Source organism: Methanobrevibacter sp. (assembly GCF_045611865.1).
Taxonomy (GTDB): domain Archaea; phylum Methanobacteriota; class Methanobacteria; order Methanobacteriales; family Methanobacteriaceae; genus Methanocatella.
On record NZ_JAZKXX010000012.1, the window covers coordinates 1 to 24,082 of the forward strand.

26 protein-coding genes, 1 tRNA gene and 1 other RNA gene are annotated in these 24,082 nt (G+C 30.7%); 19 read left to right on the forward strand and 9 right to left on the reverse strand.

What is annotated here, in order from left to right; genetic code table 11:
- Positions 1–35: 35 nt before the first annotated feature.
- A complete protein-coding gene (locus ACKI32_RS01060; RefSeq protein ID WP_407412827.1) occupies positions 36–1,040 on the reverse strand; it encodes a class I SAM-dependent methyltransferase in 1,005 nt (334 codons plus the stop codon).
- A gap of 36 nt (positions 1,041–1,076) precedes the next feature.
- On the opposite strand from ACKI32_RS01060, the gene dph5 reads away from it, so the two are divergent.
- The 3 genes from dph5 (at position 1,077) to ACKI32_RS01075 (ending at position 3,267) form a co-directional block, all read left to right on the forward strand.
- The gene (gene dph5 / locus ACKI32_RS01065; protein ID WP_407412828.1) at positions 1,077–1,868 is read left to right on the forward strand and encodes a diphthine synthase; all 792 of its coding nucleotides are present in this window, start codon (positions 1,077–1,079) and stop codon (positions 1,866–1,868) included.
- 440 nt (positions 1,869–2,308) lie between these two features.
- On the forward strand, positions 2,309–2,695 hold the full coding sequence (locus ACKI32_RS01070; protein ID WP_407412829.1) for a MarR family winged helix-turn-helix transcriptional regulator: 387 nt from the start codon (positions 2,309–2,311) through the stop codon (positions 2,693–2,695).
- A gap of 86 nt (positions 2,696–2,781) precedes the next feature.
- A complete protein-coding gene (locus ACKI32_RS01075; RefSeq protein WP_407412830.1) occupies positions 2,782–3,267 on the forward strand; it encodes a hypothetical protein in 486 nt (161 codons plus the stop codon).
- A gap of 8 nt (positions 3,268–3,275) precedes the next feature.
- On the opposite strand, the gene ACKI32_RS01080 is transcribed toward ACKI32_RS01075, so the two are convergent.
- Both ACKI32_RS01080 and ACKI32_RS01085 read right to left on the reverse strand, forming a co-directional pair.
- On the reverse strand, positions 3,276–5,546 hold the full coding sequence (locus tag ACKI32_RS01080; protein WP_407412831.1) for an ABC transporter permease: 2,271 nt from the start codon (positions 5,544–5,546) through the stop codon (positions 3,276–3,278).
- 406 nt (positions 5,547–5,952) lie between these two features.
- Positions 5,953–6,411: a hypothetical protein gene (locus ACKI32_RS01085; RefSeq protein ID WP_407412832.1), complete on the reverse strand. Its 459-nt coding sequence runs from the start codon at positions 6,409–6,411 to the stop codon at positions 5,953–5,955.
- Positions 6,412–6,638: 227 nt separating this feature from the next.
- On the opposite strand from ACKI32_RS01085, the gene ACKI32_RS01090 reads away from it, so the two are divergent.
- The 3 genes from ACKI32_RS01090 to ACKI32_RS01100 all read left to right on the forward strand — a co-directional run bounded on the left by ACKI32_RS01090 (position 6,639) and on the right by ACKI32_RS01100 (position 8,222).
- A complete protein-coding gene (locus ACKI32_RS01090) occupies positions 6,639–6,794 on the forward strand; it encodes a hypothetical protein (protein ID WP_407412833.1) in 156 nt (51 codons plus the stop codon).
- A gap of 85 nt (positions 6,795–6,879) precedes the next feature.
- Positions 6,880–7,803, forward strand: coding sequence for a hypothetical protein (locus ACKI32_RS01095; RefSeq protein WP_407412834.1), 924 nt, complete (start codon positions 6,880–6,882; stop codon positions 7,801–7,803).
- On the forward strand, positions 7,800–8,222 hold the full coding sequence (locus ACKI32_RS01100; protein ID WP_407412835.1) for a hypothetical protein: 423 nt from the start codon (positions 7,800–7,802) through the stop codon (positions 8,220–8,222). The genes ACKI32_RS01095 and ACKI32_RS01100 overlap by 4 nt, the downstream gene beginning before the upstream one ends.
- Here the strand turns inward: ACKI32_RS01100 and ACKI32_RS01105 are convergent.
- Positions 8,214–8,957 carry an archaeosine tRNA-ribosyltransferase gene (locus ACKI32_RS01105; protein ID WP_407412836.1) on the reverse strand — a complete coding sequence of 248 codons (744 nt, stop codon included), beginning with the start codon at positions 8,955–8,957 and terminating at the stop codon, positions 8,214–8,216. The two genes, ACKI32_RS01100 and ACKI32_RS01105, sit on opposite strands and share 9 nt — an antisense overlap.
- Positions 8,958–9,139: 182 nt before the next feature.
- On the opposite strand from ACKI32_RS01105, the gene hdrC reads away from it, so the two are divergent.
- The 9 genes from hdrC to ACKI32_RS01150 all read left to right on the forward strand — a co-directional run bounded on the left by hdrC (position 9,140) and on the right by ACKI32_RS01150 (position 14,699).
- Positions 9,140–10,102, forward strand: coding sequence for a CoB--CoM heterodisulfide reductase subunit C (gene hdrC, locus ACKI32_RS01110; RefSeq protein ID WP_407412837.1), 963 nt, complete (start codon positions 9,140–9,142; stop codon positions 10,100–10,102).
- 21 nt (positions 10,103–10,123) lie between these two features.
- The gene (gene hdrB, locus ACKI32_RS01115) at positions 10,124–11,011 is read left to right on the forward strand and encodes a CoB--CoM heterodisulfide reductase subunit B (protein ID WP_407412838.1); all 888 of its coding nucleotides are present in this window, start codon (positions 10,124–10,126) and stop codon (positions 11,009–11,011) included.
- A 191-nt stretch (positions 11,012–11,202) separates the two neighbouring features.
- Positions 11,203–11,469 carry a DUF749 domain-containing protein gene (locus tag ACKI32_RS01120; protein WP_407412839.1) on the forward strand — a complete coding sequence of 89 codons (267 nt, stop codon included), beginning with the start codon at positions 11,203–11,205 and terminating at the stop codon, positions 11,467–11,469.
- Positions 11,466–11,993, forward strand: coding sequence for a DUF2096 domain-containing protein (locus ACKI32_RS01125; RefSeq protein ID WP_407412840.1), 528 nt, complete (start codon positions 11,466–11,468; stop codon positions 11,991–11,993). Before ACKI32_RS01120 ends, ACKI32_RS01125 begins: the two co-directional genes overlap by 4 nt.
- Positions 11,994–12,003: 10 nt before the next feature.
- A complete protein-coding gene (locus ACKI32_RS01130) occupies positions 12,004–12,693 on the forward strand; it encodes a metallophosphoesterase (RefSeq protein WP_407412841.1) in 690 nt (229 codons plus the stop codon).
- Positions 12,694–12,805: 112 nt separating this feature from the next.
- Positions 12,806–13,735: a 2-phosphoglycerate kinase gene (locus ACKI32_RS01135; RefSeq protein ID WP_407412842.1), complete on the forward strand. Its 930-nt coding sequence runs from the start codon at positions 12,806–12,808 to the stop codon at positions 13,733–13,735.
- The gene (locus ACKI32_RS01140; protein ID WP_407412843.1) at positions 13,698–14,087 is read left to right on the forward strand and encodes a CBS domain-containing protein; all 390 of its coding nucleotides are present in this window, start codon (positions 13,698–13,700) and stop codon (positions 14,085–14,087) included. The genes ACKI32_RS01135 and ACKI32_RS01140 overlap by 38 nt, the downstream gene beginning before the upstream one ends.
- A 153-nt stretch (positions 14,088–14,240) precedes the next feature.
- Positions 14,241–14,555: signal recognition particle sRNA (ffs, locus tag ACKI32_RS01145), an RNA gene on the forward strand.
- Positions 14,556–14,615: 60 nt separating this feature from the next.
- A tRNA-Ser gene (locus tag ACKI32_RS01150) sits at positions 14,616–14,699 on the forward strand.
- Positions 14,700–14,702: 3 nt separating this feature from the next.
- On the opposite strand, the gene ACKI32_RS01155 is transcribed toward ACKI32_RS01150, so the two are convergent.
- The 3 genes from ACKI32_RS01155 to ACKI32_RS01165 form a co-directional block, all read right to left on the reverse strand.
- Positions 14,703–15,611, reverse strand: coding sequence for a cation diffusion facilitator family transporter (locus ACKI32_RS01155; protein WP_407412844.1), 909 nt, complete (start codon positions 15,609–15,611; stop codon positions 14,703–14,705).
- On the reverse strand, positions 15,604–16,719 hold the full coding sequence (locus ACKI32_RS01160) for a pyridoxal phosphate-dependent aminotransferase (protein WP_407412845.1): 1,116 nt from the start codon (positions 16,717–16,719) through the stop codon (positions 15,604–15,606). The genes ACKI32_RS01155 and ACKI32_RS01160 overlap by 8 nt, the downstream gene beginning before the upstream one ends.
- A gap of 62 nt (positions 16,720–16,781) precedes the next feature.
- The gene (locus ACKI32_RS01165) at positions 16,782–18,335 is read right to left on the reverse strand and encodes a radical SAM protein (protein WP_407412846.1); all 1,554 of its coding nucleotides are present in this window, start codon (positions 18,333–18,335) and stop codon (positions 16,782–16,784) included.
- Between the two features lie 505 nt (positions 18,336–18,840).
- Here ACKI32_RS01165 and ACKI32_RS01170 point away from each other — a divergent pair.
- The 4 genes from ACKI32_RS01170 to fwdF all read left to right on the forward strand — a co-directional run bounded on the left by ACKI32_RS01170 (position 18,841) and on the right by fwdF (position 23,568).
- Complete coding sequence (locus ACKI32_RS01170; protein WP_407412864.1) at positions 18,841–21,693, forward strand: Ig-like domain repeat protein; 2,853 nt, start codon at positions 18,841–18,843, stop codon at positions 21,691–21,693.
- Positions 21,694–21,796: 103 nt separating this feature from the next.
- Positions 21,797–22,255: a phosphopantetheine adenylyltransferase gene (locus ACKI32_RS01175; protein ID WP_407412847.1), complete on the forward strand. Its 459-nt coding sequence runs from the start codon at positions 21,797–21,799 to the stop codon at positions 22,253–22,255.
- A 95-nt stretch (positions 22,256–22,350) separates the two neighbouring features.
- Positions 22,351–22,542 (forward strand): 4Fe-4S binding protein, encoded by a 192-nt coding sequence (locus ACKI32_RS01180; RefSeq protein ID WP_296880820.1) that lies wholly within the window; start codon positions 22,351–22,353, stop codon positions 22,540–22,542.
- Positions 22,543–22,551: 9 nt separating this feature from the next.
- A complete protein-coding gene (gene fwdF / locus ACKI32_RS01185) occupies positions 22,552–23,568 on the forward strand; it encodes a tungsten-dependent formylmethanofuran dehydrogenase subunit FwdF (protein WP_407412848.1) in 1,017 nt (338 codons plus the stop codon).
- Between the two features lie 19 nt (positions 23,569–23,587).
- Here the strand turns inward: fwdF and ACKI32_RS01190 are convergent, their stop codons facing one another.
- Together ACKI32_RS01190 and ACKI32_RS01195 are read right to left on the reverse strand one after the other, a co-directional pair.
- Positions 23,588–23,770, reverse strand: coding sequence for a class III signal peptide-containing protein (locus ACKI32_RS01190; RefSeq protein ID WP_407412849.1), 183 nt, complete (start codon positions 23,768–23,770; stop codon positions 23,588–23,590).
- Complete coding sequence (locus ACKI32_RS01195; protein ID WP_407412850.1) at positions 23,763–23,969, reverse strand: class III signal peptide-containing protein; 207 nt, start codon at positions 23,967–23,969, stop codon at positions 23,763–23,765. The genes ACKI32_RS01190 and ACKI32_RS01195 overlap by 8 nt, the downstream gene beginning before the upstream one ends.
- Between the last annotated feature and the right edge of the window lie 113 nt (positions 23,970–24,082).

The following is a 24,082-nucleotide window of genomic DNA, read 5'->3' on the forward strand; positions in this document are numbered from 1 at the left end:
AATGATTATTAATCAATATTGATTAATAATTTTTCTTATTTTTTTGTAACCTTTCCGTCAATGGCGATATGCCACTCTCCAGGGGAAGTGGATTTGACTTTACGGCAATTGAGGATTTCCACTTGTTTTCCAACTTTTTCGCATGCCTCTTTCAATCGTTTTTGGCCCTGTTCATATGAATCAGAAAACTCATAATAATTGATTATTCCACCATCTTCAATTAAATCAACACTAACATCAAGGAAAGTATAGGCAAGGCCAGGTAAGTTCATAATAATTCTATCAAATTTTGTTTTAAATGATTGGCTGACTTGTCTTACATCGCCGCAATATGTGTGAATGCTACCTTTCAGCTTATTTAACATGATATTTTCATCCAAATATCTTATTGCAGACTCGTTAATATCCACTGCAGTAATGTCAACATATTTATTTCGACCAATAACGATTGGAAATGGTCCGATTCCACAAAACATATCTAAAATTTCTTCACCATCTAAAACACTTTCCATCACACGTTTTCGCTCTGTTGCCAGGCGGGGTGAGAAATAAACTTGGCGAACATCCAATTTCAATCTTGCGCCGTGCTCCTTGTATATTGTCACTGAATCATCAACACCTGATAAAAATTCCAAATCCCGTACGCGTGTTGTTCCTTTTATTGCACTTCTTTTCATGTAAATTGATTTTCTTTTTGTAAATTTAAGTGCAGCATCTCCGATTAGTTGTTTTTTATCTTCCAAATCATCGGGAATTTCTAAAATTACAATGTCTCCAATTGTATCAAAGGAAGTTCTCAACTCTTCGATTTCCCCATGGGTCAATTCTCCTTCAAGTAATTCGGAAAAGTTATGGGGAACTTTTTTCATGGCCTCTAAGTGCATGCAAACTATTTCATAGTCTTCAATATCTTCATTAACTGGAATATATCCATAATTCTTTTCGGCTTTTATCTTATATTCCATATTCATCTGGCCATTTTCCATTAATTTTATACGGGTGTCATTTAATTCTTTTAATGGAACTTTTACACATTTCATAAAGTTATTTATGTTTAAATTATTATAATAATATATATGTTTTATTTAGTGGGTTTAGGATTATTTGATGAGAAAGACATTTCTCTTAAAGGTTTAGATTGTCTAAAAAATGTTGATAAGATTTATGCAGAATTTTTTACTTCAAGACTGTTCGGTTCAAGTTTCGAAGCTATTGAAGAGTTAATTGGAAAAGAAATTGAAGTTCTAGTTAGGGGGGAAGTTGAAGAAGAGCATAAATTCATTGAAGAGGCAAAAACCAAGGATGTTGCATTGGTTACTGGTGGCGATCCCTTAATCGCAACCACTCACAGCGATTTTTTGGTTCAGTGTTCTAAAAAGGGAATAGGCTATGAAGTAATTCATGGATCATCCATCCTATCTTCTGCTCCTGCCATTTCTGGTCTTCAAGGTTATAAATTCGGCAAGGTAACAACCATTCCATTTCCAGATTATAATTTCTATCCTAAATCCCCGTATGAATCAATTGAAGAAAATCTTAAAATGGAATTGCATACTTTAGTTTTACTTGACATTCAAGCCCATAAAGACCGTTATATGACTGTTAATCAGGGTTTAGAATATTTGATGAACATTAAAAATGATTTGGGCCGTGAAGGTCTAATCACTGAAGACACTTTGGCTATGGGTATTGCCCGTGTCGGGTCAAAAGATGTTTGTGTTAGAGCAGGTAAAATCTCTGAATTGATTGATTTTGATTTTGGAGGCCCACTTCATTGTATTATAATACCATCCAAACTCCACATTGTTGAAGCGGAATATCTGGTTGAAATTGCAGGTGCAAGTCCTGAAATACTTGATGATGTTTAAGTTAAAAAGGGGGGGGGAGTTTGGAAGTAGCTGTTCTTTCTACTTCCATGAACATATTCTAAACATTTTGGAGATTATAAAATGGTTGACTGATGTCCATAAAGATATGAAAGTAACTTCATATCGTATATAAGTTATGATTTGATATTATATAAATCTTTTTGTTTTGTTTTAATTCTGCCAGTTATTATTTCTTAATTGTGGGTTTGTTCATTATTTTTTAATAAAAGATTATTTTATATGCATTATTATTCATTTTATATTGGTTAATTTAATTTTTTGTCAAATAATTATACATTGATTAAAAAAAACCACATTTTTCATTAAAAAATCTTACTTATTTATATATTGGTAAGTCCAAAATACTTTTAATGAAATTTGAAAAAATGGGGGATTTTTTTAATTCGGATAATATTGGAAGTTGTTTATTCATTTTATTCATGAGTTATAAAAAATTCATACAAAAAGAGGTTGCAAAATATGATTTGAGTCTGATTCAGGGTTTTTGCATCCTATTAATTTATAATTTCAGTGAAATCAATCAAAATGATTTGGCTAAGGGTTTATTTATTACAAAAGGTGCTGTTACAAAGGCAATCAAAAAATTAGAGGAAGATGGTTGGATTTTTCGTGAAAAACAACATAAGGATAAACGCAATTTTTCACTAAAAGTGTCCAAAAAAGGTGAAGAAATCATTCCAGCTCTTCAGGGGATTGCTGATATGTGGGAGTCAGAAATGGGTTTTGATAGTTTAAACCCTGAGTTTGTGGAAACTCTAAATAATTTAGCTCGTAAATCTGTTCAACTTTATTTTGAAAATGAATAGCAATTATGAGATTCATGATTTTTTTAGTTGTCGTAAATTTAATTTTTTGCTAAGTTTATTAATTATAAAATTTAAAATATTATTTGATGATGGATATAGCTTTAGAAAATTTACAAAAAAGGAACAATTCTCTTAAATCTAGATTAATGCATGACCAATTGAAATGGGGCAGTTATTCATTTAAAAATTTCAGAAGAGAATCATTAAAAATTTTAGAGGCATACAAACATCATAAATCTATTTTTAAAGCTGTTTCAAATTTTGGAATAAATTATAACTTGGCAATTAAATGGTTTATACAAGGACAACTTGGAAATCCTCAATTCAGGGATTTTTATTGTGGGATTTATAGTATTAACAATTATAATGAGGATGTTTCTTTTGATTATCATAGTGTGACTGAAGAGATTGTTCCACAAGTAAATGAACTTGAAGGAGATTATAAAATCTCCCAATATGGTACTGGATGGAGTTATACAACTTATGTCGAGGGTGAGAAGATATTTATCATATCCAATGAATTGGATGCCTTAAAAAAGAAAGTTCTTGATAAAAATCTGCCTTTAAAATAGGGGGAATTCTAGTCTACACCTTTTAGCGATTCAACCATATCTAATTTTTTGATTTTACGTGAAAACATTAAGTTTACAAGAATTGATATTGTAAATGTTATTGTAGCACTCAATATGATATTTGTAAGAGTTAATGAAGGTATTATGTAAGTTGAGTCTCCTGAAGATGCCCACATTAATCTTAAAATATATAAACCTAAAGGCACACCAAATATAAATCCAATAATTGTAAATAATATGTTTTGTGTCAATAACAATCTTCTTAAATCATTACTTTTAAATCCAAGCACTTTAAGTGATGCTATTTCTCTTTCAATTTCTGTAAATGAGAGTAATCCTAAATTATATAAAACGATAACGGCCAGAAGACAAGCAAAGAATATTAATGTGTAAATTAATAGCCATGCAGTTTCGCTTATTTCATCCCAACTATCTCTAATGTCATTGAGGTAGCTTGTTACTTTAAAACCATCATATGTTTTATTCACATGCTCGGACGTAATAACACTTGTTGGCGTGTAATTTAAGCCCAATTCTTCCAATTTATCTGGAGACATGATTATGCCTTGTGATATTGGATCTGCATGAATTTTATCAATTTTTGTTTTTACCCATTTATTTGAACTTGCAATATGCCATTTAACAGTGTCACCAACTTCAATTCCTAGCATGTCTGCCATTTTTCTTGAAATCGAAACTTCATCGTTTGCTATTTCTATTCTGTTTTTGTCAACATCTGTTGGCGTTATTAAATCTGTATCACCTAGAACTAGAAGTGTTCCCGATTTTTTGATATCGTTTGCTTCGATTTCAATACTGTCTTCCATTATTTTATCTCCATTAACATCACTAGCAGCTTTATCAATCTGTGATGGTAATGCGTCTTCATCAATTACTAATTTTGAGTCATAATGGTTAATTTGGTTAAATTCCCAGTCTTTTGCATCATTCAAACCATCATATAATCCAAATGCACCAATTAAAAGTGCACTACAGCCTATGATTCCTATAATTGTCATTAACCCTCTTACTTTATTTCTTTTAGTATCCCTATAATTCCAGCGGATATTGAAGGATAATCTTTTCCAGATCTTTAATTTTTCAATAAACCCTGAAGTCGATATCTTTGGTGGTTTGGGTTTTAGGGTATTTGATGGCTTTTCATTCGAGATGCTTGCAATAGCATAATATGAAATTGCAAGTGAGAATATAATCACTAAAAGCATTACTAATACAAAATTCATGTTCCAAGCAGTGTCCCAGAAAGGCATTTTATATGGCCTGCTCATTGAGGGATAAAACAGAGGGGGCAATATCAGCGGCCCTAATATTAATCCTAAAATAGATCCAATCGAGATTAACCAAAATCCATAGGATATGTAATGGAGAGTTATTGTATTGTTTCTAAATCCATTAGCTTTTAAGATTCCTATTTGGGTTCGTTGTTGTGATATAATCCTTGTCATTGTTGTTAAAAGAATCAACATTGTAATTATAATAAATGCTACTGGGAAAATATCGGCCATCATCTTGTGTTTTGTAATTTCTTGCGAAAATTCACTGACACTAGGATGATTTGATTGTTCAACAAATGAATTATAATAACCATTGAGGCGATAGGACAATAAATCCTCAAAAGTTCCAGGTTCACCATCAAATTTAACATTTAAAACATTATATGGAACAGTATCTTCAGGAAATGCTTTATGGGATAAGTAAGCAAAGCCGATTTTGTTATAATCAGGTATTATGGAATAGGATGATCCATGATAGACATATTCTGGTGAATAGCCTAGTCCTTTGATTTCTTTATCAATTTTATAGCCTTCAGCCTCAAAGCTAATTCTGTCCCCAACTTTTAGTCCTTTAGCATCGGCAAAGCTTTTATCTAACCACACTCCATCCGTATCATTAATGTCTAATTTCTCACCTTCAACCGAGTAGAATTTTGATATCGTATTATTTTCGACAAAGTGCAGCGTAACTTCGGGCTTATTTTCAAAGTCAGCTACTGAATTAACAACTAATTGCCGTTCCATTTGTGTGGTTGGGCCTAAAATGTCTACTTGATATAAAAACAAATCATTTAAATAGGGTGAATAAATCCAGCCATCAGCTAGGTTTGTATCTTCATAATAATGGTTTACATTATCTTCGAGAGCTACGGATTCACTGCCTATGCCCGTAAATACAAACACTCCAATAAATGCCATTAAAAAGATAGATATGAATTGGGTTTTATGTTTTAATATGTCCCTCATCATCTTTTTGAAAAGCATTTTATCACCTCATTGCTTTTAAAATGTGATTTTACAGATTTGTATTCTTTGTTCACATTTTTAGGCTTAATAATTGTAATCATTAAATTTTCCTCTAAGGTATATTTATTTGTATTATTTGTATTAAATTATATTATAATAATAATTTAATAAATTTTTCATGGTTTAATTCAATATTTTAGCAAATTTTTAATATTTTAAATCCTTTGAAGCAAATCTTGAGATTACAAATACACATTAATTTCTTTGCACATCATCAAAAAAAGACTGGATGGTATTCAGCATAGAAATCCACAATTTTATACAATTATCATGATTTATATGTAGGCATTATTGCTGTTTGGCATTTTTTCAATAATTTTGTAGTTAATCTTTAAAAAAATAAAAAAATAAAAAAATAGCTTGATTAAGTTATTATAAAGTCACCAATAACATTTTTATCATTAGATGCAATCATAACTACGGAGTCATCTTGTGTATAAACAAAAACATAGTCATTATCATCAAATTCAATGAAACCGCCTACATCATTAATAGTAGTTTCATTTGCAAAATTGCTTAAAATGTCATCATAGTCTGAATCTGAAGAATTATATTTATAAACAAAAATTCCTACTTCAGTGTTATCTTTTTTATAGACTTTTCCATCTAGGTCATATCCATCTTTTATAAATCCTTCAATTATATTAAAAGGGTTTGTAGAATCTTCTTTATAACCTTCAGGAATATTAAAATCTATTCCTTTAATTGTTACAGTTTCGTTTTCACCAGTACCAAAAAGATCTCCTAAATCAAAAGCAGATACGGCACTTATACTTATTACAACAATCAATAATGCAAGTACTGTAATTATTTTTTTGTTCATAAGTTACCTCCTATACTTAGTTTGATTTTTATATTAAATAAAAATTAGGATTTGTAGATAACTGCCAATAAATCTTTTAATCTCTAGTTTTTTGCGGGAAAACCTGTCAAAAGGCCGATTTTTTATTTGCTAATTTTTTAATAAAATTTCAATATTCATTTATATTTCTTAAAATGCCATGAAAAAACACTAAAACATTTATTAACTAGTGTGCGTAATCTAATTGTATGACAAGAAACAGGCGTGTTACAATCAGCATCAATAATGATATTGACTTGAATTTTCGCAAAATTGCTTCCAATAAAATGTTATTTAAAACTGGATGGTATTCAAAAGCGATTGAAGAGGCAATGTTGTTGTGGATGGAAAAAGAGAATAAATAAATTTTTTTTCTTCTTTTTTTCTTTTTTTAATCATTAAGTATTTAAATTAAACCAATCTATTTAATATTATAGAGTGGTGTTAATAATGGAAAGTGATGAATTTAGAACTGTTCGAGTTTATACTAAAAAGTATACTAGTAAAGACAAAGAAGGTAACACTGTTGAGAAAGAATCTCAGCAAAAACAGGTCAGTCTTAAAAAAGAAGATCCTTTTGAAGATGATGATTTGGTAAAAGTATTGGCACAAAACGACTATGAAAAATTAATCGATAATCAGTTTTCAGATGAAAAACTTGATGAATTTTACCATACTATTGAAGGAAAAGATGCGGAAATTAAAGAGTTACAAGAGCAAATTCAAACTCTCAAAGGATCATTTTTTGACGATGTGGATTCACTTAAAGAACAACTCTCTGATAAAGATGAGCTTCTTAAAGCTAAAGATGAAATTCATGAATTAAACAAGAAAATCACAAGAATTGATGATGAAAGAGTAGCTATTTTTAAAGAACTTGATTATAAAAATAAGATGATTCTAGCTTACAATGTTGAGTTAAATAAGTCTATCTTGAGTGCTATTAATGTTGTCATTGATGAAGCTCGTGAAAATATCAACAGAAGAAACGCTTTGCTTGTTAAGGATTTGGAAAAATCAATTGAAAAATCAAAACATGAAGTTAATGAGAAGAATAAAGCTATAGCATATGATATAAAAAGCACTGTTGAGGATATGAATGAACAAATTAGAAACACAAGTACTCTTAAAATGATTCTAAACAAGAAAAATATTAATTTAAGAGTACCTACTGACGATTTGCTTAAACCTTTTGACTTTGACTTTGATGTTGAACAATTACTTTCAGGCCAAGCATTAGAACTTGATGCAGCTGAGATTTTAAAGGAAGTCATGCCAAAACTTCCGGAACCATTTTCCAAATATATTGACACACTTGATGAAGAGGCCCCTGAAACAATCGATGTTACATCAAAAGAAGAGGATGATGCATGAGGACATTTAACACGGGTAAAGTTACCTTTGAATATCCTGATTCATGGGAAGTTGAAAAAGCAGACATTTTATCCAATCCTGATTGTATTGCAACATTGTCTAAAGGGCAGGATAACTTAATTAATGCAGTAATGTTTCCAACCGCTACAAATCTTGATGACTACAAGATATTCATGGAAGATGCTATATCTGATGATGGTGGAGTTATTTTAGCTTCTGATTTTACCAAAATTGCTGATAAGGATGCGATTAAACTTCACGCAAATATGGATACTCCAGAAATAAACTTCGATATTCACACTTATGTTTTCATAGAAAATGGGGATATTTACATTTTTGAACTTAGAACTTTAGATGTTTCAGGTGAGTCTGAACGTGAATTCAAAAACATTATTTCATCATTTAAAATCTTAAAATAATTGTGTGTATTCAAGCAGGTAATCCATTTGGGTTCTATCAAGAATTTTTAATGTTGAGATATTTTGTGGTGTGGTTCCAGACCTCTCTTCTACAAGATTTCTCAAGGATCTGTTTTTTATATGTGCATGGATTTCTTTTATAACAAATTCCATATTTTCAATATTCTTTTTTTCTAGTTCTTCTTGTGTAATATTTTCATAAATGGAATATGTATTTAAATCATATGATTTTGTGGGTGTTTGAAGCACATTTAAATGACTATAATAATTAGTGGTGTCTGCTAAAAATCCATCAATTCCCATATATGTTAATATGGGCATAAAGGAAAGCTCGGAAAATGGAAAAATAAAGTAACTTGTCTTTTTAGCTTCTTTTTTAAGGGATACTACTATTTCAACTAAATCTCTTGAATTTGTCAAAAGGGCATCTCCATTAGCGATTATGAAACCATTATAACCAATGTCTTCTAATTCTTTTAAGCATTCAATTCTTAAATCAATGTATTTTGATCCTTGGATTACTGCAACATCACATTCATCTACGTTATCCTTTGCAAGTCTCAATGTTTCTTTAACATTAAATTCTGCAATTTCACGGTCAACATTGTGTGCAGAACCTTCACTAGGGGCTATTTTTAATTCCTCTTTAAAAAAGATTTTTGGAGTAAGTTCGCCATCTATTTTTCCGATTCTTCCAGGACCATCATGTGATTTAATTTCGAATTTTTTTATCATTTTTCTCTTCCGATTTGTTATTATTCATATTATATTTTTTTAGGTTAATATAAATTTTTCATATATTGTAATCTTTTTGATTACACAAGCTAAAAATTTAGTAAGCTTTATATATGTTCTTTTAAAGAATATTAGTATGGATTTGAGGAAATAATCCGATGATTGTCCGAGGTGTGTTTTCAATGTCTATAATAAATCGTCTTAAATCCTTGTTCAAAGGAGACAATGAAGAAAGTGACATCAATAATGATGTATCAAACACATCTGATGATGTCCAAGTTACATCTTCACAAATTAAAAATGAAGCTGTCGTAACTGAACCAGAACCAGTTGTAGAGGCAGAAGAAGCAGCTGTGGAAGAGTCAGAAGGCAGTGTTGAAGATTTAGCTTCCGATGACATCGAACCTATTGAAGAAAAAGTTGAAACTATCAAGGAAGAAATCCATGAGAAAGTTGAGGCTAAAAAAGAAGAAATTCATGAAAAAGCTGAAACTATCAAGGAAGAAATCCATGAAAAAGTTGAAGCTAAAATAGAGGCCATCGAAGCTGAAGAAGATTCAAAAAATAAAGATAAAGAGAGAGATAAAATGACTTTATTGACTGATAAAGAATTATTAAATGATAGTAATCGTGATCCAGATTTCACTGCTGAGTTCATTGATGCTGGAATTGAAACTGTTAAACACTGTTTCCAATGTGGTACCTGTAGTGGTAGTTGCCCATCTGGAAGAAGAACTCCTTACAAAGTAAGACAAATTGTCAGAAAATGTTTACTTGGTTTAAAAGAAGAAGTAATCACTGATGATGCTTTATGGATGTGTACTACCTGTTACACTTGCCAAGAAAGATGTCTTAGAAGTGTTAAAATCGTAGAAATCATCAAAAAAGCACGTAACATCGCTGCACACGCAGGTTACATGGCAAAACCTCACAAAATGACTGGAGTATTCGTAATCAACACCGGTCACGCTGTACCAATCAACGATGCTGCAAAAGCTTTAAGAACAAAAATTGGACTTCCTGAAGTTCCACCAACAACTCACGCTTATCCTGAAGCTTTAGAAGAAGTACAAAAATTGTGTAAAATTACCGCATTCGATGAATTAATCGGTTACGACGAAGCAACCGGCGGTTTAAAAGAATAGATTTATGAGGAGAGTTATAATATGGAAATTGCATACTTCTTAGGTTGTATTATGAACAACCGTTATCCTGGTGTTGAAAAAGCTACCAGAAAATTATTCGAAGCATTAGATATTGAATTAAAAGACATGGAAGGAGCATCTTGTTGTCCTGCTCCTGGTGTATTCGGTTCCTTTGATGAAGAAACCTGGGCTACCATCGCAGCACGTAACTTAACTCTTGCTGAAGACATGGGCGCTGACATCATGACTGAATGTAACGGATGTTTCGGATCATTATTTGAATGTAATCACATCTTAAAAGAAAATGAAGAAAAAAGAGCAAAAATCAATGCTAACTTAGCTGAAATCGGCAGAGAATTCAAAGGAACTACCAACGTCAAACACTTTGCTCAAATCTTAAGAGACGATGTCGGATTCGAAAAATTAGCTTCCCTCATCGAAAAACCTTTAGACTTAAACGTTGCTGTTCACTACGGATGCCACTTCTTAAAACCAACCGAAACTATCGGTATTGAAGATCAAGCTGAAAACCCATCCATTTTAGATGACCTTGTAGAAATCACTGGTGCTAAATCAGTTGACTACAAAGACAAAATGATGTGCTGTGGTGCAGGTGGAGGTTTAAGAGCAAGAGATTTAGATGTAACTACTAGTTTCACTAAAGAAAAACTTGACCACATGACTGAAGCTGGCGTAGATGCAATCGTTAACGTATGTCCATTCTGTCACATGCAATTTGACCAAGGTCAAACTGAAGTAAACGAAAGATATGGAACTGACTTTGCACTTCCTGTTTTCCACTTAGCTCAATTATACGGATTAGCTATGGGATTATCAGCTGAAGAATTAACCTTTGATGCTCAAAAAATTGATGCAACTCCTGCAATCAAAAAAGCATTAGGTGAATAGATTTAAGGATTTTTAATCCTTATATTTTTATTTTTTTAGGCATTGAAAACACATTTTGGATTATGTTATCTTTGATGATAACACTTTTTTTTTATTTAATTTTTTTGTTTTAGTTTGCACTAATAATTTGTAATCATGTTTATATAGGATTAACTAAATAGAATTATATATTATATAATAGAGGTGTAATTATGTTTGTAGCAACCTTAGATGGTATATTTAAATATGCTGACCTTCCAGAAGAATATGAACCTTATGTTCAGTTCAAAGCAACTATAGATAAAAGAGAACTTAAAAAGGATGATGAAATAGCTATTTTAAACATAGCTGGTACTTCAACTCATCATGTATTGTTCTTAGATTCATACAAAAGCACTAGTGAAATTGAAAGAGAATTAAAAGATGCTGATGCAAAAATTAATCATACTACTTTAAAGATTATAGGTGGACATTTATGAGTTTACCTTCAGAGCAAAATTGGTTAGTTCTTCAAAATCTCATTACAGATTTGAATAAAAAGGGATATGAAATTCCTAAAGGAGTTAACCCTGAAATGGGATTGATTAGATCTACAATTAGCTCTTATAAAAGAGATCCTTCTCATCCTGAGTTGATTAATGGCCTAGCTAATGCTGAAATGTCTTTAAATAAAATTCAAGGAACTCTTTTAACAATTGCAGAAGAAGAAGGAGATGACTATGTTGACCATTGGCTTGATTTATTAAAACGAGTCATGAGGGGCGAGGAAGTATTTGAATTTGCCCAATCCCGGTCAAAATTTTTAGTTAATTCTCCTCCAGGATTAACAACAGGTAGAATTAATTTAAAAATTCCATTAGCTGAAGAAAGAGTTCAAGAAATTGCAGAATGGAATGGCCTTATCATAGAATTTGAAGATGATGTAACTGTAGAATTGCATGGTGATAAACCAGATCTTCAAGTTGGCTTAAAAGAAATGGGATCATTCTTTTTAGAACAATGAGTGTGTTATTATGACCAAAATATTAGCAATTAGTGATGTTCATGGCGAAGAAAATGAAAATTTATATTCTTATTTGAAAAACCATGATATTGATTTAGTTTTAATTCTAGGTGATATTACTAATTTCGGACCTTTAGATTTTGTTGAAACATTTATAAATAAAGTTGCAGAATGTGATGTGGATGTAATTGCCATTCCTGGTAATTGTGATCCAAATGGAATTTGTAATGCAATTAATGACGTTGCATTTTGTCTCCACAATAATATTGTTGCTTATGGAGATGCAATATTATTTGGTTTTGGCGGTTCAAATCCAACCCCATTTGATACTCCTGGAGAAATGGATGATGACAAAATTTATAGGCAAGTTTATGATTTATTAGCAAATTATGACTATGTTCATAATTCTGAGGTTCCTACAGTTAGAATATTGGCTACACACGCACCACCATTCAATACTGATGCTGATAGAGTTGAAAATGGTGAACATGTAGGTAGCCCTGGAATTTTAAAATCAATTCATGAATTTGAACCTGAAATAAATCTTTGTGGACATATTCATGAAGCAAAATCACTTAGTAAAATTGGAAAAACTACTGATGTAGCAAATCCAGGAATGCTTAAAGATAATGGTGCCGTTTTAATTGATATTAAAGACGGTGTTAATTATGATATAAGTATTATTTCATTGAACGAATAGTTTTTATTCGTTTTAATTCTCTTTTTTTGTTTATTTTTTCTAAAAATCAAATAACAACTTTTATTTATTATTAATTTTAAATATTAATTCGTATATTTTAGATGTGATTATTATGATTTGGGTTACTGGTGAAGTAGATGGTGAAAAATATAAAGAGCCATTTTCTAAAGGAATCATGTCTCGTTCACTTAATGTTGCAGATATCGGATCTCAAAGAGCATATGATATTGCAAGCGATATTGAAGCGGAGTTAATTAAAAATAACGTTGATGAAATTCCAAGTTATGAATTAGCAAATGTTGTTTTTTCTCATCTTAAAAGTGTTGATCCCATCATAGCTGAGAAATATAAAAATTGGAGGTCACTTAGGGCATCTAAAAAGCCATTAATTATTTTAATTGGTGGTGCATCAGGTGTTGGTACATCTTCAATGGCTTTTGAACTAGCCAGTAGGTTGAGATTAAAAAACCTTATTAGTACGGATATGATTAGGGAAGTAATGCGTAAAATTGTCTCTAAGGATTTAAGTCCCGTAATACACAAATCCAGTTTTGATGCTTATGAAAGCATTAGAACCCCATCTATTAGGATAGATTCTGTTATTGAAGGATTTATTAGCCATGTTGATGTTGTAAATGTGGGTATTGAAGCCATTATTGAGAGATCTGTAAAAGAAGGAATTAGTACTATTATTGAAGGAGTACACGTAGTTCCGGGTTTTATTAGAAAAGATTTAATGGAAAATAATAACATAATTGTTTTCACATTAACTGTCGATGATGAAGAATCACATAAACAGAGATTTTATTCAAGATGCAGGCAACCTTGGGTAAAGCGTTCTTTAGAGAGATATATGGATAATTTTGGAACTATTAGAAAAACTCAAAAATTCTTAGTTGAACAAGCAAAAATTCATGATACACGTATTATAAATAATGTGGATATTAATGAAACAATAGATATCATGATTGGTGATATTCTGGATAAATTTGGAGGAAAAGAAGATGTTGGAAAAGAAAGTGAAGGAAATAATGACAACTGATGTAATTACAACCTCTTTAGATGTTGATGTTGTAAATGCATTTGAGAAACTAATGGAATATAAAATTAGTTCTCTTCCAGTTGTTGAGGATGATAAGTTAGTGGGGATTATAACTGCTACTGATGTAGGTCATAATTTAATTTTAGATAAGTACGAATTAGGTACTAGTGTTGATGAAATTATGATTAAATCTGTTGTTACCGTATCTCCAGAAGATACTCTTGAAACTGCTATTAATGTAATGAAAGAGGGTGCTTCATCATCAGGAATTTTAAATCAACTTCCAGTTGTTGAAGGAGATAAATTAGTTGGTATTATTTCTGATGGGGATATTATTCAAGAAATATTTTAATTTTAATTAATATTTCTTTATTTTTTTTAATTTTACTATTTTTAAATGAGTTACTATAAATTTATTTTTTTTCTAGAAATTATTTCAAGTAATTAATTTTATTTACTTCATTGATTTTTGCTAACCTTTATATAATATTAAAATCATATATTATGATTGGCTAGACCGGAGGGTTAGGGGTCCTCTGTAAGCACACACCTCCTTAAGTGCGGTTGAAGTCCAAGAGGCGGCTTTTTAAGAGGATATGAGCCTAGGAAAACAACATAGAAACCTCGTCCTACAGGATTGGTGGTGGTGAGATTTTTACTGGAGGGTAAAAATTAGTCATCTTCAATATGGAAATGGGTCAGGCCCGGAAGGGAGCAGCTTTACTGTTAACATGCAATGCTTGTAGAATCCCGGGGTGGAGTTGCGTTTTCTAGATCACTTATATTTTTGAGATTAGTCCACTCTTGGACGTGCCTTTATATAAATAATTAAGTTTATAAATAAGTTTTAACATATAATGTATTATACTGTTTTTTAATTGTCGGGATGGCCCAGCCTGGTACGGCGTCGGACTGCTAATCCGATGATCATATGATCACCCGGGTTCAAATCCCGGTCCCGGCGTTTTTATAAATCTATTTCTTGGTCATGGTTATAGTCTAGTCCAATAGGGCAAGCATGAACCATCACATATTTAACTTCAGGAATCTCTTTGATGATGTTATCTTGAACAACATGTACAATTTGGTGTGATTCATCTAAAGTCATGTTTCCGTCTAATTGGATATGCAATGATACTGTAGCATATGAACCTAAATAATCTACTTTTATATTATGAGCATTCTTTGCATAAGGGCTGCTATTATCAGCAACGTTTTTTATCTGTTTAATAAACTTTTCAGAAGGTACTTTTCCCATAATATTATCTAGGTTTTCTTTACCAATATCATAGGCTGTTTTTAAGATTAAAAATCCAATGATTAATCCAACAATTGGGTCTAACTGAGGATAACCCATATTAGATGCAACTACTCCAACCAAAACGGCTATTGATGAGAAAATATCTGTTTTTTGATGCTTACCATCAGCTACTATTGCAGGACTTTTAATCTCTTCACCAATTTTTATAATGTAGTTACTTATAATTAAGTTGATGAATATTCCAAAAATAGCCATTAATGCGGCATATACATCGGGTGTTGTAATTGAGGATGGATTTATTAGTTTTTCAACAGCACCACTCATGATTTCATAAGCTACCATCGCTAAAAATAAAACGATTACAAGGCCACTTATAGCTTCTGCTCGACCGTGTCCGAGAGGATGTTCTTCATCTGCTGGTTTTTGACCTATTTTAAATCCAATATATGCTATAATGGTTGTGGCAACATCAGATAAAGTATGTGCTCCTTCAGATATCAATGCATAACTTCCGGAAAGTGTTCCCACGATTATATTAAGTATAGTTAATAAACAATTTGCTACAACTGCAACAATTGCTGCTTTCTTACCACCTTTTTTTCTAAATTCATCCATTTGCTACACGCTCTAAAATATCCATTGCTTTTTTGATGTTTTCATAGGAATTTGCATAGGACATACGTACATGTTCTTTACCATTTGATCCAAATGCAATTCCAGGAACTGTGATTACTCCAGCTTTTGCAGCTTTCATAACAAAGTCTTCATCTTCTATTTTAGGGAATACATAAAATGCACCTTCTGCATTAACGGTTTCATATCCCATTTCATTCAAACGTCTAACAATTAAGTCTCTTCTTCTTTTAAATTCATTTACCATCTTTTTGACTTCATGTTGCGGTCCAGACAATGCTTCGTAAGCTCCTCTTTGCGCAGTTGTGCTGGCGCATGCAACATTATATTGATGAATTTTAAGTAAGTTTTCAATATTATCCTCATTGCCTGCCAAATACCCGATTCTAAGACCAGTCATGGCATATGTTTTTGAAAATCCATTTAAAGTAATTACATTGTCGCTATATTTTGCAGGAGAATAATGTTTTTTATCGTATATGATTTTTTCATAAATTTCATCAGATATTATTAAGAAATCTTTATCCATTGATAAATCCGCAATTGCTTTAACATCTTCTTTTTCCATTACTGCTCCAGTAGGGTTAGATGGTGAATTTAACATTATTGCTTTAGTTTGATTAGTGATTTTTGATTCCACATCTTCTGCTTTTAATTTAAATTCATTTTCCATTGTACAGTCCACTGGTACAATTGTTCCTCCAGCTAGTTTTATACAAGCTTCATAAGATAAGAAACTTGGATCTGGAAGCAATATCTCATCTCCTTTTTCTAGGAATGCCTGTGCACACATGAATAATCCTTCACTGGCTCCAACAGTAACAATTATGTTATCTGGATTTACATTAATGTCATTATCCTTTTTAAATTTTTTAGAAATTTCTTCTCTTAACTCAACAATTCCTTTATTTGGAGTATAATGACTATCATTTTCATCAATTGATTCTTTCATTGCTTGTTTAATATTTTCTGGAACATCAAAATCAGGTTCTCCAATTCCTAAGTTTATTGCATCAGGATTTGTCACTTCAAACATTTTTCTGATTAATGATAATTCAATGGATTTTGTTCTACTTGCAGGTTTTATCATAACTTTTGCCTCACTATTATTAATATATAATATATTATAGTAAATTTATATTTTTCTAGTAATTATTTTTCACATGCTCCACAATTATAACATGGGGATGTTTCACACCATGGTGTTTGTTTTAAATTTCTCAGTCTTTTGTTTTCTATTTTTAAAAATCTTTCATCTACACCAACATCAATATTGCTCCAAGGTAGTTCATCACCAATACTATAATCTGGCATATATTCCATCCATTCTTTTAGTGTAGGGGCTTTTATTAATGATTTTTCAATAATCTCACCAACTGCCCTATTTCCACAAGATAGTATATATTGAATTAATCCTTTTTTAGGACTTTCGCACTTTATGTTATATTTTTTCATTTCTTTTTTAAGATATCTAGTTTTTGATTTAATGTCTTTAAAATCATATGTTTCCCATTGTAGTGGGGTTTGTGGTTTTGGAATAAGTGGATTTACACTAAATTTGACATTCTTTATATTTTTATGCATATTGGCAATTTTTTTCATATACTCTGCAAGTTCTTTTATGTCATCTTTAGTTTCCCCTGGAATTCCAATTAGAAAATATAATTTAATTTTGAAATCTAAATCAATGGCATTTTTTATTACTGTAAAAATTTCTTCATCTAGTATCTCTTTATTTATTACTTTTCGAAGTTTGGAAATTGATTCGGGTGCAAGTGTTATAGTTTTCAGGCCACTTCTTTTTAGGGTTTCTAAAGTTTCTCGAGAAATGGATTCAATTCTAAGTGATGGTGTTGAAATTTGAAAACCATTTTTTTCAAGACCTTCAATTAATTTGTCCAAATCATTATAATCTGAAACTGCAGCACCAATTAATGTAATTTTATTTAAACCGGTATTTTCCCTATTCTTAATAGCTATATCTATTAATTTTTTATAACTAGTTTGCCTCATAGGTCTGTAGAGATAACTTGACATGCAGAATCTACAACCTCTGGTACATCCTCTTGAAACATTTAACATTATGGTATTGTTAAAAATGCTTTGATATTCTTCACTGTCACTTTCACTTAAAACAGGGGTTGTGATGTGGTAAGCATGATTCATATCTTTAACGATATCTATTTTTGTTTGATTGTTAAATTCAGGAATATAGATTCCTGGAAGTTCTAAATAATTTTTAAGGTCTTTATCTTTATTTTCACTAAACTTATCTAGGAAGTTGTTTAGTGTGTTTTCACCTTCGCCAATAATAAAAATATCAATGTAATCAGATAAGGGCATGGGATTTGCTGTAGCACAAGGTCCACCTGCAATAATTAGTGGGTCATGTTCATCACGATCTTCTCTTTTAAGAGGTATTTCAGCATCATTTAGCATTTTTAAAACATTAAAATAGTCTTCTTCAAATTGGAGAGAAAAGCTTATTATGTCATAATGTTTGCTTGGAGTGTTTGATTCAATTGAATTTATATTGGGATAAATTATTCTTTCACACCAAGTATCTTCACGTTCATTTAATTGATTATATAATATGTTGTATCCTAATGAAGACATCGCAGTTCTGTAGATGTTAGGATAAGCTAGTCCTAAATGGATATCTTTTTTTTTATAAGTTTTTTGGAAAATGTTTTTTTCATACAACATATAATCAACTATTTTTTATGTAATGGTCATAATTCTACTTTTTTAGTTAAATGCTTTATTTTTGATTTTATTGCTTTGAATTAAATTATTTTTCTTGATTGGGACAACAATTCATTAATTTTAGCTATAAAACATGATGATATAGTTATTTTTCATATAATGGCTCATTTAATCAAAGTTTCATTTTTTATTAGTTTGTTCAATTTTTAAATTTAATTCAAGTTTTTTAAGCTTATCTTAGTTTATTTCAACATAATTGTTCTTTTACTTTAGATTTATATATGTTTTTAATCTTTTTTAGCTAATTTAACTTATTTACATTGGTTTTTTAGATATTCAAGTTTTAAAAACATTTATATAAGATTAAATTATATATCTTTATCCACTCATTATGAAATACTATATTTTAGTATAATCATATTTTACTATAAAATTTTCGTAATGAGAACCAAGAGGTGGAAAAATTTCGATAAAAAATAAGACATTATGTGTATCATTATTGTTAATGCTGTTCCTTGTTATCGGAGCAGTTAATGCAGTTGATGTGGATAATGTTTCAAATACAGAAGATTCAAATTTAATTTCAGATTGCGTATCTGATCAAAGTAAATTAGAAATTTCTAACGAGGATTCTATCTCACAGACTAATATAGTTAATTCTCATGATGATAATTTAAGTGGTTATCCTGATAATGCTTTAGAAAGCATAGATAGTTCTAATTATGAGGATAATGATGGGGAAATAAGTCCTTCCACTGCAGATTCAAATGCATTGTCTTCAACTAATGATGATGTTTTATCTGCTAAGACATCTACAAATTTAACAGCATATAATACTCATTATTCAAAATCAGGTGCTGTTTTTAAAGTAGCTTTAAAAGATGTAAAAGGTGATGCTTTAAGTAACCAAAAAATCTCTTTAAAAGTAAATGGAAAGACATATTCAGCTACAAGTAATTCTAATGGTGTTGCTTCTTTTACTACTGCTAATTTGGCGGTTGGAACTTACACTGTTGCAATTAAGTATGGAGGTAGTTCAAAATATGCTGCGTCATCTCTTTCAAAGAAAGTACAAGTATTATCCTCTTTAAGTGGAAATGACATGAACAAATACTACGGATATGTTTCTGTATATAATGTAACATTTTATAAGAATACTGGTGTGTTAGCAAACACAAAAGTTTCATTCACTGTTAATGGAAAAACTTATACTAAGACTACTAACTCAAAAGGTGTTGCCAGTTTAGATATTGATTTACCTCCGGGTAGTTATGTGGTTAGTACAACTAATCCATATTCTGGTGAGAAATTATCTAATAATATTGTAGTTAATAAAGACAATACTACTCTTAGTCATAGTCCTAAAAACACATATATTCTTCCAAATCATAAGTATACATTTACCGTTACATTGAAATCTAAAAGTGGTGTTTCAGTAAGCGGTAAAAAGATTACATTTACTTATAATAATAAAGTAGTAACCGCTAAGACTGATGAGAATGGGAAAGCTAGCATAACTATTCCTGTTCTTTCTAAAGGTACTTATTCTATTAGTTATAAGTATGAGGGAGATAAATATTATTCCGGTTCATCAGGATCTGGAAAATTATATGTTAGAGATTCAACTACTACTCTGAAAGCTTCAGATTTAAAAATGAAGTATAATGATGGATCAAAATTTTCAGTTTTAGTAAGAGATTCCAATAATAAAGTTTTAGCAAATAAAACTGTTAAATTTACTCTTAATGGTAAAACTTATACTGTAAATACTAATGCTAAGGGTATTGCTCATTTAAAAGTCGGTGCCTTAAAACCTGCTACATATACTGTAAAATATAAATATTCTTCCATTGGTTCTAAAGATTATAACTATGGTTCTAATAAAATTGTTGTTTCTAAACAAACTGCTACTATAAATGCAGGGGATTTAGTAATGAAATATAAAGATGGTTCGGTTTATAAAGCTACTCTTAAAGATAAATCTGGAAACCTTCTAAAGAATATCACTGTTAAATTTACTATCAATGGTAAAACTTATACCAAAACTACTGATTCAAAAGGTGTGGCAAAATTAAGCATTGGTCTTGAAATAGGTTATTATTCAATTAAAACCACATTATCCAGCAATAATTATAAAGCCAATGGTGTTTCAAAACATGTTTTAGTTAATGGAACTAAGTTTTCTGCTAAAGAGCTTTATGTTATCCCTGGAAAAGATGTATCTTATTCAGTTAAATTGGTGGATGGTAAAAATAATCCAATAAAAAATAAAAATGTGAAATTCACAGTCAATGGAAAAACTTACACTCAAGCCACCAACTCAAACGGTATTGCTAAAGTTGCATTAGGTACTTTACCTAAAGGTGATTACACTATTAAGTTTTCACAAGGTTCATATTCCGGATCTTCAAAGATTCATGTTGTTTATAGTGTGACACTTAGTCAGATTATTGCTTCATCAAAAAATGTTAAAAAATACATTGAAAAGAATTCCAAATTACCTGCAACTGTTAAAGTTGGCAGTTACACTCTTTCAACTGCAGATTATCTATATTTAGCTTCAAAAGCTATTATAAATTTAAAATCAGGTAATCATGGAAAAATAAGCATAAAAAACGTTAAAAATCCAACTAAACCAGGTTCAGCATCTAATTTAGGTGATTTATATGACTATCTTGCTGTTGCAAAGAAAATTGTCAGTACTTCAAATTCAAAAGGAGTAATGCCTAATTCTGTAAGTTCTGATGTTGGAAAAATTGGTTATAAAGGATTAGTATATGCATCTGCACGTGTTGTAGCATTTTATGGTGATGAAAAAATAATGCCGGCTTATGTAACTATTAAAACATTAAGTAGTTCTAGTTCAACTTCAAGTAATTTGAACTCAAAAAATACAATTGCAAACTTAGCGGCTTATCTTGCAGCTAGTAAAAACTGTCAAGTTAATAATCCTGCAATTAAAAGTTTAGTTACCAAATTAACTAAAGGTTTAACTTCAGATAAGGCTAAAGCGAATGCAATTTATAATTATGTAAGAGACCATATTTCATATAGTTTCTATTATGATACTAAATATGGTGCAGTGGGTACTTTAAATGCAAAAACAGGAAACTGTGTTGATCATTCACATTTACTTGCTGCAATGTTTAGAACTGCAGGTTTAGCAACTAGATATGTTCATGGAACATGCACATTCTCTAGCGGAGGTACATATGGGCATGTTTGGACTCAAGTATTAATTGGTGATACTTGGACCGTAGCTGATGCAACAAGTTCTAGAAACTCGTTAGGAAATGTAGTTAATTGGAATACTAACTCTTATTCTCTTAAAGGTTATTATTCAGGTATTTCATTCTAACTATTATTTATTTTTTTATTTTTTATTTTCTTTTTTTAAATAGCTAATAATTTATACTACTTTTTATATAACTAACAATAACAAACTAATTTAAGATAATATCATGAATTCTAAAAAATATAGTAAAGTGGCTGTTGGCGGAACATTTGATAAATTCCACGATGGACACAAAAAGCTATTGTCAACTGCTTTTGAAATAGGTGAAAGCGTAGAAATTGGCGTAACTTCCGATGCTTTTGGTGGTCTAAAAGGAGACATCGATTCCTGTGAGGAGAGGATAGGAAATCTTAAATCTTTTTTTTGTGACAAAAGTAACTTTGTTGTTATACCTTTAGATGATGCTTATGGAACTACAATATATGATGCTGAATTTGATGCTATTGTTGTTAGTGAAGAAACTGAACCTACAGCGGTTGAAATTAATAATATTAGAGTTTCTAAAGGTATGAAACCTATTGATATTGTCGTTGTTAGTTTTGTGTTGGCGTATGATGGTAATCCCATATCTTCCACACGAATTAGGCGTGGTGAAATTAATCAAAATGGGAATATCATAGAATAATCTGAGAAAATAATCGATATGTTTATATGTGCATTTCGATAAATAATAATATGAAACATATGTTTATTAGATAATATGTTTTTTGAGGTGGTTATATGGCAGTAAAAATAGACTCAGATAAATGTGGACATATAGAAAATTGTCCTGTACAAGGACTATGCATTAAACTTTGTGAACAAGGTGCAATTATAGAAGAGGATGGGGATGTAAAAATCGTTCCTGAAAATTGTGATGATTGTGACCTCTGTATTCAAAATTGTCCAAATCAAGCTATTTCAAAAGCATGAGGGATTTGCATGTTTAATGTTGAAAGAAGCGGTGCTGAAGTCCGTAAATTGTCTTATAAAGATGATAATTGTTTAGGATGTGGAATCTGTACTGAGGTATGTCCCACTTCTTCATTAAGATTAGGTCCAACTGTACCTATTGCACGTGGTTTAATTGAAATGGATTTAGTTTCGTGTAATGCTGATTCATGTGTTTTATGTGGATTATGTTCTGTTGCTTGTCCATTCGATGCTTTATCATTAACTATTGATGGTGAAGATATTAAACAAATGGCTAACTATCCTAAATGGGATGTTGAATCTAAAGTTTGTGAAGATGATTGTATCTACTGTGGAAGATGTTATAAAGTTTGCCCTCGTGATGCTATAATATTCGAAAGAATACTTCCGGAAAGACAAGCATTAGTTAGAGGAGAAATTGAAATTAATAAGGATGAATGTATTTATTGTTCTTTCTGTGCAGATTTATGTCCTGCAGAAGCTATTACAGTTAATAACATTCCTACATCTAGTGTAGATAAAGTAAATAATTCTATTGAAGTGGATACTTCTAAATGTGTGTATTGTGGAGTATGTAAGAGAGTTTGCCCACAAAATGCAATTAAAGAAATTTGTTCAACCTGTATGTTACAAGATGAAATTGAAATTCCAGAAGTCACTGGTGACACTTTTATTTTAGATGAATCTTGTGTAAACTGTACATGGTGTGCGAATATTTGTCCAGTTGATGCTATTACTGTTACAAAACCTTTTGAAGGTACTTTAGAAGTTATTGAAAACGAAGAAGAAGAAAAATTCTGTAAAGGCGATTCATGTCATGCATGTCAAGATGTATGTCCATGTAATGCAGTAACTATAGTAGATAATAAGGCTGTTACTGATTTAGAATTCTGTAATTTATGTGGTGCTTGTGTAACTGCATGTCCACAGAATATCAGGGTTTTATCACGTACTGCAATGAAATTGGATAATATTAATTCAGATTCATGGAATGAAATTTTAAAAACTTTATTGGTTGGAAAATAGAGAGATTTACTCTCCATTTTCATATTTTATTTATTAAAAAGTCTCTTTCTTTTTTTAACAAATTTTCTAAATTGTTTTGTGTTTTTTCGGTTATATGGGACATATAACTTCCAACAAGAAGTACAATAACAATTAATCCTCCGACTATTAAGATTAGTTCTGCACTTCCTTGACCTTTGTTATCTAGTTTTTTACTATACATGGGTTCTGTTGTCAAGTATTGTATTTCTAACATCAATGATATCGTCTTTTGCTTTAAGACTGACATCACTTGTATTCATATATGACCGGTATATGGTTAATGCTAGTAATGCAATAACTATTACTCCTCCAAATAGCAAAATGTATTCTGCAGCCCCTTGGCCTGAGTTTTCGTTGATGAATTTTTTCATAGATTTCATGTTTCTCACCATGTTTATAATAGGATTTTTTACTATATTAATATTACTATTTTTATAAAAAGTATTACTTTTGTCTTTTTTTGTCTAATTTTTGTGTATTTTATCCATTAGGT

Coding starts and splice junctions, on each gene's coding strand:
- ACKI32_RS01125 (WP_407412840.1), top strand. CDS start 11,466: ATGAGTTTACCTTCAGAGCAAAATTGGTTAGTTCTTCAAAATCTCATT.
- ACKI32_RS01070 (WP_407412829.1), top strand. CDS start 2,309: ATGAGTTATAAAAAATTCATACAAAAAGAGGTTGCAAAATATGATTTG.
- ACKI32_RS01090 (WP_407412833.1), top strand. CDS start 6,639: ATGACAAGAAACAGGCGTGTTACAATCAGCATCAATAATGATATTGAC.
- ACKI32_RS01080 (WP_407412831.1), bottom strand. CDS start 5,546: ATGCTTTTCAAAAAGATGATGAGGGACATATTAAAACATAAAACCCAA.
- ACKI32_RS01155 (WP_407412844.1), bottom strand. CDS start 15,611: ATGGATGAATTTAGAAAAAAAGGTGGTAAGAAAGCAGCAATTGTTGCA.
- ACKI32_RS01130 (WP_407412841.1), top strand. CDS start 12,004: ATGACCAAAATATTAGCAATTAGTGATGTTCATGGCGAAGAAAATGAA.
- fwdF (WP_407412848.1), top strand. CDS start 22,552: ATGTTTAATGTTGAAAGAAGCGGTGCTGAAGTCCGTAAATTGTCTTAT.
- ACKI32_RS01180 (WP_296880820.1), top strand. CDS start 22,351: ATGGCAGTAAAAATAGACTCAGATAAATGTGGACATATAGAAAATTGT.
- ACKI32_RS01060 (WP_407412827.1), bottom strand. CDS start 1,040: ATGAAATGTGTAAAAGTTCCATTAAAAGAATTAAATGACACCCGTATA.
- hdrB (WP_407412838.1), top strand. CDS start 10,124: ATGGAAATTGCATACTTCTTAGGTTGTATTATGAACAACCGTTATCCT.
- hdrC (WP_407412837.1), top strand. CDS start 9,140: ATGTCTATAATAAATCGTCTTAAATCCTTGTTCAAAGGAGACAATGAA.
- ACKI32_RS01100 (WP_407412835.1), top strand. CDS start 7,800: ATGAGGACATTTAACACGGGTAAAGTTACCTTTGAATATCCTGATTCA.
- ACKI32_RS01175 (WP_407412847.1), top strand. CDS start 21,797: ATGAATTCTAAAAAATATAGTAAAGTGGCTGTTGGCGGAACATTTGAT.
- dph5 (WP_407412828.1), top strand. CDS start 1,077: ATGTTTTATTTAGTGGGTTTAGGATTATTTGATGAGAAAGACATTTCT.
- ACKI32_RS01170 (WP_407412864.1), top strand. CDS start 18,841: ATGCTGTTCCTTGTTATCGGAGCAGTTAATGCAGTTGATGTGGATAAT.
- ACKI32_RS01095 (WP_407412834.1), top strand. CDS start 6,880: ATGGAAAGTGATGAATTTAGAACTGTTCGAGTTTATACTAAAAAGTAT.
- ACKI32_RS01105 (WP_407412836.1), bottom strand. CDS start 8,957: ATGATAAAAAAATTCGAAATTAAATCACATGATGGTCCTGGAAGAATC.
- ACKI32_RS01140 (WP_407412843.1), top strand. CDS start 13,698: ATGTTGGAAAAGAAAGTGAAGGAAATAATGACAACTGATGTAATTACA.
- ACKI32_RS01195 (WP_407412850.1), bottom strand. CDS start 23,969: ATGAAATCTATGAAAAAATTCATCAACGAAAACTCAGGCCAAGGGGCT.
- ACKI32_RS01165 (WP_407412846.1), bottom strand. CDS start 18,335: ATGTTGTATGAAAAAAACATTTTCCAAAAAACTTATAAAAAAAAAGAT.
- ACKI32_RS01190 (WP_407412849.1), bottom strand. CDS start 23,770: ATGTATAGTAAAAAACTAGATAACAAAGGTCAAGGAAGTGCAGAACTA.
- ACKI32_RS01160 (WP_407412845.1), bottom strand. CDS start 16,719: ATGATAAAACCTGCAAGTAGAACAAAATCCATTGAATTATCATTAATC.
- ACKI32_RS01135 (WP_407412842.1), top strand. CDS start 12,806: ATGATTTGGGTTACTGGTGAAGTAGATGGTGAAAAATATAAAGAGCCA.
- ACKI32_RS01085 (WP_407412832.1), bottom strand. CDS start 6,411: ATGAACAAAAAAATAATTACAGTACTTGCATTATTGATTGTTGTAATA.
- ACKI32_RS01120 (WP_407412839.1), top strand. CDS start 11,203: ATGTTTGTAGCAACCTTAGATGGTATATTTAAATATGCTGACCTTCCA.
- ACKI32_RS01075 (WP_407412830.1), top strand. CDS start 2,782: ATGATGGATATAGCTTTAGAAAATTTACAAAAAAGGAACAATTCTCTT.